18 protein-coding genes and 1 riboswitch are annotated in these 14880 nt (G+C 37.0%); of the genes, 11 read left to right on the top strand and 7 right to left on the bottom strand.

Annotation, left to right across the window (positions count from 1 at the left end):
- The first annotated feature begins 110 nt into the window (after positions 1-110).
- The 5 genes from glnL (at position 111) to F931_RS07170 (ending at position 5367) form a co-directional block, all read left to right on the top strand.
- Positions 111-1220: a nitrogen regulation protein NR(II) gene (glnL, locus tag F931_RS07190; protein ID WP_016140727.1), complete on the top strand. Its 1110-nt coding sequence runs from the start codon at positions 111-113 to the stop codon at positions 1218-1220.
- Positions 1207-2700: a nitrogen regulation protein NR(I) gene (glnG, locus tag F931_RS07185; protein WP_016140726.1), complete on the top strand. Its 1494-nt coding sequence runs from the start codon at positions 1207-1209 to the stop codon at positions 2698-2700. The genes glnL and glnG overlap by 14 nt, the downstream gene beginning before the upstream one ends.
- A gap of 265 nt (positions 2701-2965) precedes the next feature.
- Positions 2966-3619: a multidrug efflux transcriptional repressor AdeN gene (gene adeN, locus F931_RS07180; protein WP_016140725.1), complete on the top strand. Its 654-nt coding sequence runs from the start codon at positions 2966-2968 to the stop codon at positions 3617-3619.
- 112 nt (positions 3620-3731) lie between these two features.
- On the top strand, positions 3732-4649 hold the full coding sequence (gene argF, locus F931_RS07175; protein WP_016140724.1) for an ornithine carbamoyltransferase: 918 nt from the start codon (positions 3732-3734) through the stop codon (positions 4647-4649).
- A 193-nt stretch (positions 4650-4842) separates the two neighbouring features.
- On the top strand, positions 4843-5367 hold the full coding sequence (locus tag F931_RS07170; protein WP_016140723.1) for a protein tyrosine phosphatase family protein: 525 nt from the start codon (positions 4843-4845) through the stop codon (positions 5365-5367).
- On the opposite strand, the gene ispF is transcribed toward F931_RS07170, so the two are convergent.
- A complete protein-coding gene (gene ispF, locus F931_RS07165) occupies positions 5355-5846 on the bottom strand; it encodes a 2-C-methyl-D-erythritol 2,4-cyclodiphosphate synthase (protein ID WP_016140722.1) in 492 nt (163 codons plus the stop codon). The two genes, F931_RS07170 and ispF, sit on opposite strands and share 13 nt — an antisense overlap.
- A 100-nt stretch (positions 5847-5946) precedes the next feature.
- Between ispF and F931_RS07160 the strand changes: the two genes are divergently transcribed.
- Positions 5947-6591, top strand: coding sequence for an A1S_1983 family putative colistin resistance protein (locus tag F931_RS07160; protein ID WP_016140721.1), 645 nt, complete (start codon positions 5947-5949; stop codon positions 6589-6591).
- A 44-nt stretch (positions 6592-6635) separates the two neighbouring features.
- Here the strand turns inward: F931_RS07160 and F931_RS07155 are convergent, their stop codons facing one another.
- The 3 genes from F931_RS07155 to F931_RS07145 all read right to left on the bottom strand — a co-directional run bounded on the left by F931_RS07155 (position 6636) and on the right by F931_RS07145 (position 9472).
- Positions 6636-7880 carry a D-amino acid dehydrogenase gene (locus F931_RS07155; protein ID WP_002115716.1) on the bottom strand — a complete coding sequence of 415 codons (1245 nt, stop codon included), beginning with the start codon at positions 7878-7880 and terminating at the stop codon, positions 6636-6638.
- A 175-nt stretch (positions 7881-8055) separates the two neighbouring features.
- A riboswitch (glycine riboswitch) is annotated at positions 8056-8144 on the bottom strand.
- A gap of 150 nt (positions 8145-8294) precedes the next feature.
- Positions 8295-8786 (bottom strand): hypothetical protein, encoded by a 492-nt coding sequence (locus F931_RS07150; protein ID WP_016140720.1) that lies wholly within the window; start codon positions 8784-8786, stop codon positions 8295-8297.
- Between the two features lie 242 nt (positions 8787-9028).
- The gene (locus F931_RS07145; protein ID WP_016140719.1) at positions 9029-9472 is read right to left on the bottom strand and encodes a BLUF domain-containing protein; all 444 of its coding nucleotides are present in this window, start codon (positions 9470-9472) and stop codon (positions 9029-9031) included.
- Between the two features lie 228 nt (positions 9473-9700).
- On the opposite strand from F931_RS07145, the gene F931_RS07140 reads away from it, so the two are divergent.
- Positions 9701-9964: a hypothetical protein gene (locus F931_RS07140; protein ID WP_016140718.1), complete on the top strand. Its 264-nt coding sequence runs from the start codon at positions 9701-9703 to the stop codon at positions 9962-9964.
- Here the strand turns inward: F931_RS07140 and F931_RS07135 are convergent.
- Positions 9959-10660: an alpha/beta fold hydrolase gene (locus F931_RS07135; protein ID WP_016140717.1), complete on the bottom strand. Its 702-nt coding sequence runs from the start codon at positions 10658-10660 to the stop codon at positions 9959-9961. The two genes, F931_RS07140 and F931_RS07135, sit on opposite strands and share 6 nt — an antisense overlap.
- Before the next feature lie 173 nt (positions 10661-10833).
- Here F931_RS07135 and F931_RS07130 point away from each other — a divergent pair, with 173 nt between their 5' ends.
- Positions 10834-11127, top strand: coding sequence for a hypothetical protein (locus F931_RS07130; RefSeq protein ID WP_016140716.1), 294 nt, complete (start codon positions 10834-10836; stop codon positions 11125-11127).
- A 97-nt stretch (positions 11128-11224) separates the two neighbouring features.
- On the opposite strand, the gene fumC is transcribed toward F931_RS07130, so the two are convergent.
- Complete coding sequence (gene fumC, locus F931_RS07125; RefSeq protein WP_016140715.1) at positions 11225-12619, bottom strand: class II fumarate hydratase; 1395 nt, start codon at positions 12617-12619, stop codon at positions 11225-11227.
- A gap of 116 nt (positions 12620-12735) precedes the next feature.
- Positions 12736-13743, bottom strand: a complete 1008-nt coding sequence (galE, locus tag F931_RS07120) for an NAD-dependent epimerase/dehydratase family protein (protein ID WP_016140714.1) — start codon at positions 13741-13743, stop codon at positions 12736-12738.
- A 65-nt stretch (positions 13744-13808) separates the two neighbouring features.
- Here galE and tusD point away from each other — a divergent pair, with 65 nt between their 5' ends.
- The 3 genes from tusD to F931_RS07105 are packed head-to-tail and all read left to right on the top strand — an operon-like array spanning position 13809 to position 14874.
- Positions 13809-14177, top strand: a complete 369-nt coding sequence (gene tusD / locus F931_RS07115) for a sulfurtransferase complex subunit TusD (protein ID WP_002115623.1) — start codon at positions 13809-13811, stop codon at positions 14175-14177.
- Positions 14178-14221: 44 nt separating this feature from the next.
- Positions 14222-14572 (top strand): hypothetical protein, encoded by a 351-nt coding sequence (locus F931_RS07110; RefSeq protein WP_016140713.1) that lies wholly within the window; start codon positions 14222-14224, stop codon positions 14570-14572.
- Positions 14573-14589: 17 nt separating this feature from the next.
- Positions 14590-14874, top strand: coding sequence for a hypothetical protein (locus F931_RS07105; RefSeq protein ID WP_016140712.1), 285 nt, complete (start codon positions 14590-14592; stop codon positions 14872-14874).
- Positions 14875-14880: the final 6 nt, after the last annotated feature.

Raw genomic sequence — 14880 nt, 5'->3', positions numbered from 1 at the left:
CCCATAAACAAAGTTGGCGTATATTTTGCATCGTTCATGTTCTATAACGGTGAAAATCCGATAACCAAGAAGATGCCATTGCGCTATTTTAAGACAGGAACGATTCGCTAATGGATCAACACAACCCTATCGACTATCGCCTATTGGTAGACAACCTAACTACTGCGATTTTATTAATCGATAGTAACTTAAATATTTTTTATTTAAATTCTGCCTGCGAAGCACTATTTGATATTAGTTTGCTTCGAGCTTCAGGACAGCCCGTTCTAAACCTACTTCATGCACCTGATGATACTTTTAATACACATGAAGCGTTATTAAACACCATAAAAACCGGTCAACCCTATACTCGTCGAGAAGCTGTTATTAATGTCAACTTTAAAGATCTTCATGTTGATTACACAGTATCTCAATTAAATACCGGTAAAAGTTATCATCCATTACTTTTGATTGAGCTCAACCCGATTGATCGCATGTTAAAGATTTCTAAAGAAGAAAATCTGGTACAACAACATCAAGTGGCTAGGCAGCTTGTACGTGGCGTTGCCCATGAAATTAAAAACCCACTTGCAGGTATTCGTGGTGCCACTCAATTACTGGCTCGCAGTTTAAACGATAAGAGTTATTCGGAATTTACAGATGTCATTATTAATGAAGTAGATCGCTTAACAAACTTGGCAGATACTATGTTGGGTTCTAGACAACTTCCAAGTTATGAAAATGTTAATGTACATGAACCTTTAGAGCGGGTACGTTCACTGATTGCTAATCAGACAAAGAAGAAAATTAAAATCATACGGGATTATGATTTGTCTTTACCCGATGTTAATGCTGATCGTGATCAATTAATTCAAGTTATGCTCAACATTAGTGTAAATGCAATTCAAGCTATAACAGAAAACAAAGCATTCTTTATAGATCATGAACCGGAGCTAATTCTACGCACACGCATACAACGTCTTGTCACAATTAATGGTGTACTCAATCGCTCTACTGTAAGAGTCGATATAGAGGACAATGGACCAGGCATCCCAGAAAGCATTTTGGAGTCTGTGTTTTATCCTTTGGTTACTGGACGAGCAAAAGGTACTGGGCTTGGCCTGAGTATTGCACAGAATATTATGCATCAACATAACGGAATGATTGAATGCCAATCTGTTCCTGGAAAAACAATTTTTAGCTTATATTTACCTTGGGAGTCAGACCGTGTCGCGAAATAAAATATGGGTTATTGATGATGATCGCGCCATGCGATGGGTATTGGAAAAGACCTTTAAAGAAGAAGGATTTGACGTTACCAATTTTGAAGAAGCTCAAACTGCGCTGGAACGTTTGCATCATGATGCTCCCGATGTCATTTTAACTGACATCCGAATGCCTGGAATTGATGGGTTAACTTTTTTATCTAAAGTCAAAAATTCTCATCCAGATTTACCTGTCATTATTATGACAGCACATTCTGACTTAGAATCAGCTGTATCAAGCTATCAAACAGGTGCATTTGAGTATTTACCAAAACCTTTTGATATTGATGAGGCTTTAGCTTTAGTCAATCGTGCAATTCTGCATATCAACAAACTACAACAACAAGAAGCTACAAAAACAGCTTCACCTCTTCAATCAACAGAAATTATTGGTGAATCTCCTGCAATGCAGGAAGTTTTCCGTGCTATCGGTCGTTTGTCTCAATCCCATATTACCGTTTTAATTAATGGTGAATCGGGTACAGGTAAAGAGTTAGTTGCTCATGCTTTACACAAGCATTCGCCACGCCGCGCCAAACCTTTTATTGCTTTAAATATGGCAGCAATACCAAAAGACTTGATTGAAACTGAGTTATTTGGACATGAAAAAGGTGCTTTCACAGGTGCAAACACTCAACATCAAGGTCGCTTTGAACAAGCAAATGGTGGAACACTATTCCTTGATGAAATTGGTGACATGCCATTTGAAACACAAACTCGACTACTGCGCGTACTCGCTGATGGTGAGTTTTATCGTGTAGGTGGACATATTCCAGTTAAAGTTGATGTTCGAATCGTAGCGGCAACACATCAGGATTTAGAAAAACTGGTAAATGAAGGTCGCTTCCGTGAAGACTTATATCATCGCCTAAATGTGATCCGTATTCATATTCCTAAACTTGCTCACCGTAGCGAAGATATCCCAATGCTTGCTCAGCACTTCCTTGCGCGTGCAGGTAAAGAACTTGGCGTAAGTCCAAAAATCTTACGTACCGAGACCACAGACTATATGCAACAGTTACCATGGCCCGGCAACGTTCGACAACTTGAGAATACGTGCCGTTGGTTAACTGTAATGATCACTGGTCGTGAAGTTTATCCAGAAGATTTACCATCAGAACTCAAACAGGTTCCCTTACAAAAGAATAGTGACTCTGGACAACCGGCACCTTCCTTTGAACGTATCTCCCTACACCATTGGGATGAACTACTCAATCAATGGGCCATTCAAAAGCTTAAGAATGGTGAAATGAAAATTTTGGATATTGCTACGCCAATGTTTGAACGCACGTTGATTAACGCGGCATTACAACAAACACGCGGACGCAAACGTCACGCAGCAGAACTATTAGGTTGGGGTCGTAATACCTTAACTCGCAAGTTAAAAGAACTCGGAATGGACTCTGCAGATGATGATGAAGAAGATGAGCATAAAATTACTCAAACTGAAGCCTAGAAAGCTTATGAGTTAGGTTCAGAGCGGTTAAGTCATTCTTAGCCGCTTTGTTTTTATTAGCAATTTTCCATTAAATTCTAAATAAACATAAGGTTACATCATATTACCCACCCACAACCCACTCTAAGCTTATATTTTCTATTAGTTTATTTCTTGAATTAGCCATGTATTGTTCAGCAGTTAACCTAAAAAAATAGCAACAAGCATCCTTAAAGATAGTTTTGCTATACTAGATAGGCAAAGTTAACCGTTGTTATGAAATTATATGCATGATCCAGTCCTTGAGTCACATCACTCAGTATGTGATAAACCACAAACACGTCGCGGTATTGAACGTCGTTTAGCACTATTGTTAAGCGCAACCGAGCTGTTTTTGGATAAAGGATATGATGCTGTTTCACTCGATGACATAGTGAATCATGCGGGTGGTTCAAAAGCTTCAATATATAAGTATTTTGGCAATAAAGATGGTTTATTCACAGCAATTTGCGACTATCGCCGTGAAATGTTCTTTAAAGATATTTGCATCCCTTTTCAGCCCTCACAAACCTCTCTACGCGATTATTTAGTTCAAACGCTTATTCGTTTTTATACTCATATTATTCAACCTGAACATATCGCTTTTTTGCGTCTAGTTATTGAGCAAACCCAATGCAATGCAACTTTGAGCCAATACTTATATGAAAAGTGTGCTCAAGATGTACAAAACACAATTGCTCAGGCACTTCTACTTTCTCATCAAGCTGAAGAAATTTTTTGTGCATCTCCAGATTATTCTTCACTAATGTATTTTGGAATTTTACGCGATATTGAATGGCGTATGATTATGGGAATGCCACTCCCTCCCAATGAGAAAGAAGTCATTGATTATATTAATTATTGTGTAGATATTTTCTTAAAGGGCCATCATAAAGTCTAATTCTTTTGCATTTTAAAATGCTTATAGTATAGTAGACTTCTTTTTTCCCACATCCACCCAGCCAACAACAGATAATTGTTGTATTTCAAAACAATTATTATGGAGTAGCTACATGGCTCTAAGACATTTCCTGACTTTACGTGATCTATCCACTCTAGAACTTAATCGCATTTTAGAACGCGCAAGCGAACTAAAAAAAATGCAACATGACAATAAGGTCTATCAGCCTTTTGTCGGTAAAGTATTGGGAATGATTTTTGAGAAATCTAGTACGCGTACACGTATCTCTTTTGAAGCAGGTATTAACCAATTTGGCGGCAGCGCGATTTTCTTATCGCCTCGTGACACACAGTTGGGACGTGGCGAACCAATCGAGGACTCAGCACGTGTAATTTCAAGCATGCTTGATATTGTGATGATTCGTACCTTTGGTCATGACATTGTTGAACGTTTTGCATCTTATTCAAAAGTTCCTGTGATTAACGGCTTAACTGATGACCATCATCCATGCCAGTTACTTGCTGACTTACAAACGTATATTGAACATCGCGGTAGTATTGAAGGCAAAACGGTTGCGTGGATCGGTGACGGCAATAATATGTGTAACTCATATATTGAAGCTGCACATATGATGGGTTTCAAACTTAAGATTGCATCACCAAAAGGATATGAACCTAAACCTGAATTTTTAGCAGAGTTTGGTCATTGTGTTGAGCTTTTTGATAATGCAGAAGATGCAGCAGTAAATGCTGATCTCATTGTGACAGATGTATGGGCAAGCATGGGACAAGAAGAAGAACAAAAACTTCGTGAAAAAGCCTTTGCTGATTTTCAGGTTAACGAAAAATTAATGAGTCTTGCTCACCCTGACTGTTTATTCATGCATTGCTTACCTGCTCATCGTGGTGAAGAAATTTCTGAAACCATGCTCGATCATAAAAATGCAGTAGTATGGGATGAAGCAGAGAATCGTCTTCATGCTCAAAAAGCTTTAGTCGAATTTTTATTGAATGAAAATCTAAAAGCTTAAGTATTTAGACAGGAAACAGCATCTTTATGATGCTGTTTTTTTTATTTTATAAGGCTTGTACTTTTCCAGTTAATTATTTTTAAAATTTTGATAACGTTGTCGAATATATAAGCAGGCTGTATTTCAACTATTCTCTAGAATCGTGTATAACATTCTATACAATAAGCTAAGCCTACTCTTGTAGAGTGCGATCATGACAACCCTTGAACAATCATTATCTCAAATTCCCGCATTTTCGATTATTCATGAACATTTATTTAGTTCGGCGCAGCCTTCCATTGAACAACTAAAATTGATTAAAGAGTATGGCTGTAGCACAGTCATTAATCTTGCTTTAACTAATGCCCCAAATCACATTGAGAATGAAGATCGTATTTGTTTAGACCTTGGTTTAAATTATATTCATATTCCAATTGATTGGGAGATGCCTTCTGCTGAGCAGTGTTTATTAGTTTTAGATTTGGTTAATCATTTAGTGCAAAATGAGATTGTTTGGATACATTGTGCCAAAAATAAACGCGTAAGTTGTCTTATGTATGTCTATAGACAGTTTTATATGAATATGGACATGCCGACTTCACAAGATTTACTACACGAAATTTGGGAACCTAATGAGACTTGGACTGGTCTCATTCATAGTATTACCTTACAGCTACAAGGCCGTAAGGCAACTCTCGAACTTCAACAGTCTTTGCAACAGGCCGATCACTTAGTGTGATGAGAGACTAAAACAGTCGCCGTAGCCAAAATACCCTCTTGACGACCGGTAAACCCTAGTTTTTCGGTTGTCGTTGCTTTAATACTAATTTGATTAATATCGACATTTAAAACATCAGCAATGCTTTGACGCATTTCCAAATTATGCTTAGCTAATTTTGGACGCTCACAAGCCACCGTAATATCGGCATTATTTAACTGATAACCACGGTCTAAGATTAATTGGTAGACATGCTTTAACAATACGCGGCTATCTGCACCCTTGTATTCCGGATCAGTATCAGGAAAATGTTGTCCAATATCTCCAAGCGCTAAAGCACCTAATAAAGCATCACATAATGCATGAAGCACCACATCACCATCAGAATGTGCTTTCAAACCATGTGTGTGTGGAATTTGAATACCAGCCAATGTAACAAAGTCCCCCGCTTCAAAGGCATGTACGTCTATTCCTTGTCCAATACGAATCTGAGCAACCATATAAATTATTACCTTCCATAAAAACTTAAGAAATCTTGTATTCAGCCTTTCTGTTTCGCTATAGTACACCTAGCAAAGTAGACTGAAAGTATAAGCGATCATGCTGTCTAATACTGATATGAATCAATTGAAAAGATTAAGTTTTGTCGTGACACTGAGTTGTTTATGTTCACCTCTTGTCTTTGCAGAATCCATAGACTGTTCCAATACTGGAGCTGAGCTTAAAATCTGTTCAAAAACATTTAGTGAATCGAGAAAGCAACTCAATAATAAATATCTTTCTGCATATTTAGTTACTGATGCCCCTTTACAGCTTTTACAGGATACACAAAAGTTATGGTCTAAGCATACTCAGCAATGCAAGAGTAATACGTGCATTCAACAACAGTTTGATTTACGTACCGATGACCTAAATTTTTATGCGTCGCTTAAGCAAACCCTCACCCAACATTATCTTAAGTTCGAAAATGGACATATAGCAGCTCAACCTGTACACATTCAAGTCCATCAACTCGCGAAAGATAAAATCAAAATTGAAGGGATAGCCTACCGCAATCCAAATAACCGCAAGGAAACTCAAACGATTTCATTGATGGCCTATAGTTCACCTGAACAAAAAAGTGAAATTTTAGACAATGAGCACAACTGTAAATATCAGTTTAATTTTCAAAAAGCTTTATTGAATGTGAAAACCCAACAAAAAGGCTGTGAACGTTTTAGCGGAATATATCGACTATATGACTAGCACTTTAAATAAAAGCCAGTGTTTGAACACTGGCTTTTTACTTTCTACGCTGGATATTTTTGAGCAATATCTTGACCGACTAAAACTGCGGTTGCCGCAGACAAAGTCCAACCTAAATGCCCATGCCCTGTATTATAAAAAACACGAGGTTGTTTAGATTGTTTCACTACTGGCAACATATTCGGCATCATAGGTCTTAAACCTGCCCAAGGCACCACATGCTCAGTTGAGATATCAAAATTACGATTTACCCAATTGACTAATGGTTGAATACGATCAGCCCGTATATCACGGTTATAGCCATTAAACTCAGCGGTCCCCGCTACACGCAATCGATCTTTACCTAAACGAGAGGTCACAATTTTTGCACTTTCATCTAGTAAGCTCACCCAAGGAGCATTCTTTACACTGTGCTCATCTTTTAATTGCACAGTAATTGAATAACCTTTTACTGGGTACACATTTACTCGCTCACCAATCATATCGGCAAGTTGATAACTCCCTACACCCCCGCAAACAACAAGCACATCGCCTTCAAGCTGGATGTTATCAGATTCAACCAGATAAGGATGCTCCGCACTTGGCTGACAAGTCACGACTACTTTATCTGCGCTGCACTTAATATCCATAACTTCTAGGCCGAACTTATATTGAACGCCATATTGCTTAGTCTTCTCGGCCAAAGAGGTCGAATACTTATGAATATCGCCCGTTGCATCACTTGGTGTGTAATAACCTCCGAAGTAATCTCCCGTTAACGATGGCTCTATTGTTTTCATTTCATCAGGTGAAACCGAATAGCGCTCTAATGTACCTTTGTTCAATACATTATTCACTTGTTTAGCAATCTCGTAGTCAGCCTTACTATGATACATATGGAGAATTCCACGTTTCTCCAAATCAAACTCAAGTTGCTCTTTTTCAGCAACTTCAAACAAACGCTTACGAGCAAGTAATGCCAAACGAACTGTTTCAATCGTATTCGCTTCATAGTTTTTAATATGTGATAGAAACTCAACTAGCCAACTATACTTATGCAAACTAAATGAAGGATTCAGCAATAGAGGTGCATCTTTTTGTCTCATCCATTTAAAGCCTTTAATCACGGTGGCTTTTTGGTTCCATACTTCAGCATTACAAGCCGATAGTTGCCCTCCATTGGCAAATGACGTTTCCATTGCAGGATATAAATGTCGATCGATCACTGTGACTTGATAACCCAGTTGCGATAATTCATAAGCAGAGGTAACCCCTGTGATTCCCGCACCTATCACAATAACATGTGGCATAACAGACTCCTCAGAAATGCAAAACATTTCATCAGTACAGCCCATCTGTCATTGGTACCTGAGAGTTTCGACCCCAACGTTACCTTTTAACGTTTAGATCTTCCCCTTCGGTGAGTTTATAATTTATAAGTTATTATTTTCCATTCTTATAAATCTAAGCTTCTCTCCAGATTTTTTAATTATTACAGTCCTTTTGCCTGAGAGTTTCCGGGCTTGTTGCTCCTTCGGCGGGTTCTTAATGAACCTCTCTCCCGCAATAATTTTGTATTTATATAAGCAATGTATCTGCCACATTGAAAAAAACGCATTCTTTTCTTGTAAACTTTTGTATAAGCATTTTTTTAGTTATAAAAAATTGATTTATATACAAAATAAAAAAGGTGAATTAATATAAATTCACCTTTTTTATTTAAATTAGAGTTTTCCGTTGAGCACTTGGTCTGAAACTGTACCCTTCCATTGGTCACGCAAAGTAGGTAAATAGAATTTTTCACCAATAGTGACCAGTTCAGCATCAATCAATGCGTGAACTTCGTGCATAAAAATATAATCAAGTGCAACTAAAGAAAGCTGATGGTTCTTTTGGGCTGTTTTCTTACGTTTTACCTGTGCTTGTTTCACTAACTCATTTGCAAAGTTTTTATCTTTGTAAGCAGTAATTGCGTTTAAACGAAGCTCAATAACTCCCCATCCCGCTAATAGCTTTTTAAAGATTTCAAAATCTTTTGAGGTTGATTCCCAAGTTACATTTTCTAGGGCATTATCTTCAGGTAAAACTGGCAATAATAAGTCCGCTGTACTTGGGAAAATCTTTTTAAGATTTAACAGAAACTTAACCGGCTGATCACTAGGGTAATCATTAAATTGCACGTGTTGTTGAGTATCTGTCAAATAAATAGAGAGCATTCAAAAAATCCTTAGCTAAACAACTGTTTTTATTAATTTTATCTCTAACTTCGCAAAATAAATGCAAAACAAAAAACAATATAAAAACAGGATAAGGTGGGCATTTTAACAATTATGACGGCTTATTCAACGCCAATTCACCATTAATTAGTGAAACTTTAAACCTTTGTGATAAAAGGCCCTCCGAAGAGAGCTTAAATTTAAATAGAATACTTAAAACGCAATGTCATTCCTAGTTTTGATTAAACTTGGTATTGATCAACTTTATGATTAGGTTGATCTACAAGCAATTCAATAAAAGTTGGAATGGATGTAGTGTTAAGCAAATATGGATTAAACTCATCAACATGATGATGACGAAAGAAATCTTTTATTTTCGTATTGATAGGAGCAAATTTCATGCTCCAATGTTTAAATAAACGTTGTTCGGAAGATTCAGAAAAGATGATTTCGCAGTTTTGGTGTCTCGAATCTTTTAAAATTAAGTTATAAAAAAGTGATTCAACCTGTTCTTTCTCACCTTCCAAATACTGCAAGAAGTATCCATTACCATAGTAAAGTACTCCTGTAATATCATTATAAGAATTGAATTTGACTGCTTCTGTGAGAATATCAATTAAATCTTGTTTTATTTGACTATGTTCACTATTGGTTTTACTTGCATACATAAAGCCTATTAAACTCATAGCGATACTCGAAGATAAATTTCAGTGTCCATTCTGACATCTACCTACTCCTCTTACAATGTAAGCTATTTAAAACCTTGTATTTCAAAAGTAAAGATTATTTTCATTTTGAAAATGACAAACTTTAACAACTCGAAATCTTTTGTAAATGAATGCCAACCTAACAAGTTAATCAAATAGGATTAATTTGAGTAAAATTAAAAATTGTATTTAATGGATGGATGTCTAATGGAGAACCATGAAATTATTCTTCAAGACGAACATCATAAACAATTTAAGATTGTTAAAGTACAAGATGTTCGTTTTGATAAAAGTACGCTTAATAATAGCTACCAATGGTTATGGATATTTGATCATAGTTCAGAGTTTTTCCCATTTGAATTATGGGATCAGCTTGATCATGCAACCATTCATCAAAAAATTAAACTCGGTAATCAAGTTTTCAAAATTATTAAGATCTTAACGAAGAAAACAAAAGTTAGGCCTTCATAAAAGATAAGTACTTAACCAAGTTGAAATCACTGAAATCAATTTTTTCGGCTGCTCGATCGGAATCATATGGCCCGTATTTTTAATTATCTCAAGCTTTGCATGTGGCAACTGATCTAATATTTCTATCGCTTCTTCCTTAGAACGCAGCTGGTCCTCTGCACCAGAAATAATTAAAGTTGGGCATGTGATCTTACTCATATCATAAGAACTTCTATCTAACATAGATTGTTTAACGAACTCTTCATAACCTAAAGCCCTACCCATCTCTTGGATTCTTTTTACAAGAGCGCGATTCTGAACATTCGATGGATGAAGTGTTTTTTCAATTGATATTGAACTTAGCCCATTGAAAGTTTTCCCAGAGTTAAGCTTAATCGCTGTTAACTTTTGATTTTTCTGCTCTTCTGTATCTGAGCGTAGTGAAGACGCTATTAAAACAAGCGCCTTAACTTTTTCAGGAAATTGCTCCACTATAGATCTCGCAATGTATCCTCCAAGTGAGAATCCCATTAGTACAAAGCTCTCAGGCGCATTTTTAGCAATATTCTGAGCAATCTCTTTTATTGTTTGCCCTTCTTTTAAAGTAGCTCGATATATATTCCACTCTTTAGGTACCTCATTTATGACTTCATTCCAGAGAAATTCGTCAAGCATATAACCCGGAATTAAAACAACTGAAAGTGGCTTTTGATTCATAAGTTTTTTAATACCTTACTTGTAAATTATAGCTAACAGCATTTTATGCTAATAAAAAATCTATAATTAGAATATTGAAGTAAAAAATAAAATCACTATATAAATTAAACAGTATTAACTCTACAAGCACGCCAGACTAAAACATTCCCTTTCTATGCTTGAAGGAGGTACACATGAAAGTTAGAGCATCACGTACGTATTCCGCTTCAGCAAATAATTATTTTATTTCCAAAGAATATGACTGTACTGTTATTCCTGTAAAAGGAATATGTTTTATAGACTCTGGTCTAACTGAGAGTGGAGTGATCCAACCAGTAGAAATTATTGAAGTGACTATAGAACCAGAAACTAACTCGTATCATGTTCTTTTAGCAGGCGATCCTCATAACTACGAAAAAGAAGAGCTAAAAAAGAAGTTTGAAGCTATGAAATCTCATGGTTGGGAATATATAGAAGGCTTACTTTGATATTTTCCTATCTTGAACTATAAGTTAGTCTCTATATATAAAAGCCCTCAGATGAGGGCTTTTATATAAACATTAACGCTTACTTTGTTTTTAGTGATTACTTACTATTTGGCGAAACCATTTTTTCAGGTTTTACCACTTCATCAAATTGCTCTGCTGTGACCAAGCCAAGCTCAACAGCAACCTGCTTCAAAGTTTTATTTTCTTTATAAGCAGTCTTTGCAACTTTTGCAGAATTTTCATAGCCAATTACTGGATTTAACGCTGTGACCAACATGAGAGAGTTATGTAAGAAGTGGTCAATCTTATCGCGATTAGGCTCAATTCCTACTGCACAGTGGTCGTTAAAGCTATTGCACGCGTCTCCAAGCAATTGAATAGATTGCAATAAGTTATAAGCAATTACAGGCATAAATACGTTTAACTCAAAGTTACCTGAAGCACCAGCCACATTAATGGTTGTGTCATTGCCAAGCACTTGTGCAACCACCATGGTCATTGCTTCACTTTGGGTCGGATTTACTTTGCCCGGCATAATGCTTGAACCAGGTTCATTTTCTGGAATACGGATTTCGCCGAAACCACAACGTGGACCACTTGCCAACCATCGAATATCATTCGCAATTTTATTTAAGCTTACAGCCAACGTTTTTAATGCACCTGATGCAAAAACAGCCGCATCACGCCCTGCTAGTGCTTCAAATTTATTAGGTGCAGTTACAAATGGCAAACCTGTAAGTAGAGCAAGCTGTGCTGCTGCTTTTACTGCATAGTCAGGATGTGCATTTAACCCAGTCCCTACAGCAGTTCCACCCAATGGCAATTCATATAAACCAGTTAAAGCCTGTTGTAATCGAACCAATCCATGCTCAAGCTGAGAAACATAGCCACTAAACTCTTGGCCTAAAGTTAATGGCGTGGCATCTTGCAAATGAGTACGGCCAATTTTGACAATATCTTGGAACTCATCAGATTTTTTTTGCAAAGTCGCTTTAAGTTGCTCAACCGCAGGGATGAGTAATTCATTAATTTGCAAACTTGCTGCTACATGAATAGCCGTTGGAAATGAGTCGTTTGTTGATTGAGCACGATTAACATGATCATTTGGATGTACTGGTTTTTGTGCGCCTAAAGCTTGCCCTAATTTCTGGTTCGCAATATTGGCAATCACTTCATTACAGTTCATATTACTTTGCGTACCAGAACCCGTTTGCCAGACAACTAAAGGAAACTGTGAATCCCACTTGCCATCAATTACTTCTTCAGCTGCACCCACAATATATTGGCTCAAGTCTTGCGGTAATTGTTCAAGTTCAGCATTGGTTATTGCAGCAGCCTTTTTGACCAAACCCATTGCTCGAATCATGGCACGAGGTAATCGTTCTTGCCCAATTTTAAAGTTCTGTAAGCTGCGTTGAGTCTGTGCTCCCCACAATGCTTCATTTGGAACTTCAATCTCACCCATCGTGTCATGTTCAATTCGTGTTTGCATAGAAACCTCGGTTATCTCAATAAAGAACTCACGGGCTGAAGCAAGTGTTTGCTCTGGCTAGTTAATTTTGAATATCGTACTCAAGCATTCCATTATTGTAAATAAGAATCATTATCCTATCTTCCATTTAATGTATTTTGATAAAAGCGCCATTCATCTTCAATCATTTGTTTTAATGGACGTTTTGGTGCCCATTGCAGTAATGTTTTGGCTTTGTCAATATTAGCTCCAACTTGATCCAACTCAACATGCTTATAAATTGCTGTTTGTGTTGGAATCTCAGCTTGAGTGACTTGTGAAATTTCATCGAGTAATTGACGAATTGAATGAACTTGATCATGGGCAATATTAAATGCTTCACAACAATGTGTTTGATCACGCAGCCAATGTAAACTCGCACTCACCGCCTCGCACAAATCTAAAACATGTAAAAAACTGCGTTCAGTCGTATGATCTGATGTTCCAGCTTGATCTTGTAATTCAATCAAATCACGCTGCATCGCTGCTACTTGCATTGCAAGCGGTACGATATTTTTAGGGAGCTGAGCAACATACTCTCCGAGTACACCATGTTCAAATGCACCTACAATATTAGATAAGCGCAAGATTGCAATTTTCCACTCATGATCAATTTTATAAGTATCACGGATAATTTCTTCAATCATCTGTTGAGACTTGATGTAGGGATTAGGATAAGCGTAATTAAATTCTTCTGTTTCACTTAATTGCAATCCAGATTTACCATAAGCTGCAAGGCTAGACAGGTGAATAAAATGACGAACACCTGTACGTTGCATGGCACGTAGTAAACTCATGATGCAACTGACATTATCATTATAATATTCAAGAGGTTTAAGGTTAGATTCTTCAATTGATTTAAACCCGGCAGTATGAATAACCGCATCAATTGAGTATTGTTCGAAAACCTTATTCAATGCTGGTGTATTACGTACATCAAGTTTGACAAATGGAACGTACATACCAGAAATAAACTCTAGCCGTTCAAGCGTTTGCAAGGTCGAATTAGCCAAATTATCGACGATTACCACTTCTTGCCCTTGAGCCATAAGACTCAATGCAATGTGTGAACCGATAAAGCCTAAACCACCTGTCACTAAAATCATTGTATACTTACCTTTCTCTTAATGTATCTACGCCCATTTAGACGTATGACCATAGTGAATTCTCAATGAGTACATTACTACTAATTACCTCTGCTCCTACTTCCATTCATGCTTGGCATGCGTTAGGACTTGCTCAGGCACTCAAAAGTAAAAATGAAGACTTCCGTGTATTCTTTTACCAAGATGGCGTGCAGGTTGCTAATGATTTTCAATGGGTTCCTGACGACCAGCGTAATTTAACGCATGAATGGCAAAAGCTTGCGATTCGTCTTCCTGTTTGTGTGAGTGCTGCCCTCGCTCGTGGTATTACGGATGCAGAAAATGCCAGTCGCCATCACCTTACTCATCACAACCTTGCCAAAGACTTTGAACTTGTCGGGTTAGGTGAACTTGCTGATGCAGTACAGTCAGCATCTCGTCTTATTCAATTTTAAGTTACTTTGTTTGCTTAGATTGTTGCTTTTAAAAGGTATATTGTGTGAAATCTGTACTCGTCATTTTAAGCCAAGCCAATTTAACCAGTCTTCAAATCAATGAAAGCCTTTCCGCTACTATGGTTTTAGCAACCTTTGGCTCACCAGTCAAAGTATTATTGAAAGATGCTGCTCTTAGTCTTTTGCAAAATGATTTGAGCTTTGATCAGTTTACTCAGGCTTTTAAAGTGGCTTCAAATATGGTCGAAAGTTTTGAGTTCTACGACTTGAGCCCCATTCTGATTGAAAGTAGAAATCAGCAACATCCTCTTGTACAAAAAACCGCGCAAGAGATTGAATTTGTTCAGTTGAATGCTGAATTTATTCAATCTTTTGATCATGTTCTATATTGGTAGATGAAGGTGTAAGTTTAATGAATCCATCAACTCTTTATCTTGTGCAATCTTCTTACCACGCTACGCCTAAAATTATTGATGAGTTAAGTCATCTTTTTCAGGCAGGTGACCAAATTGTTTTTATGGGTGATTCTGTTGCACAGCTTTCTGCTGAAATGATTCGGTCATTTGAATCTGTTTCATGTTTAAGCATCGAAAAAGACTTACTTGATACAGATACTTTAGCTCAGATTAATGTATTAGATTATGATCAATTTACAGATCTGATTTTGACGTTTAATCGTTGTATTTCTCTTAAATAATATATT

Origin of the sequence: Acinetobacter pittii ANC 4050, assembly GCF_000399685.1 — a bacterium.
GTDB classification, from domain to species: Bacteria; Pseudomonadota; Gammaproteobacteria; order Pseudomonadales; family Moraxellaceae; genus Acinetobacter; species Acinetobacter pittii_E.
The sequence above is the reverse complement of the archived record's forward strand: the minus strand, read 5'-3'. Positions and strand labels throughout refer to the sequence as shown.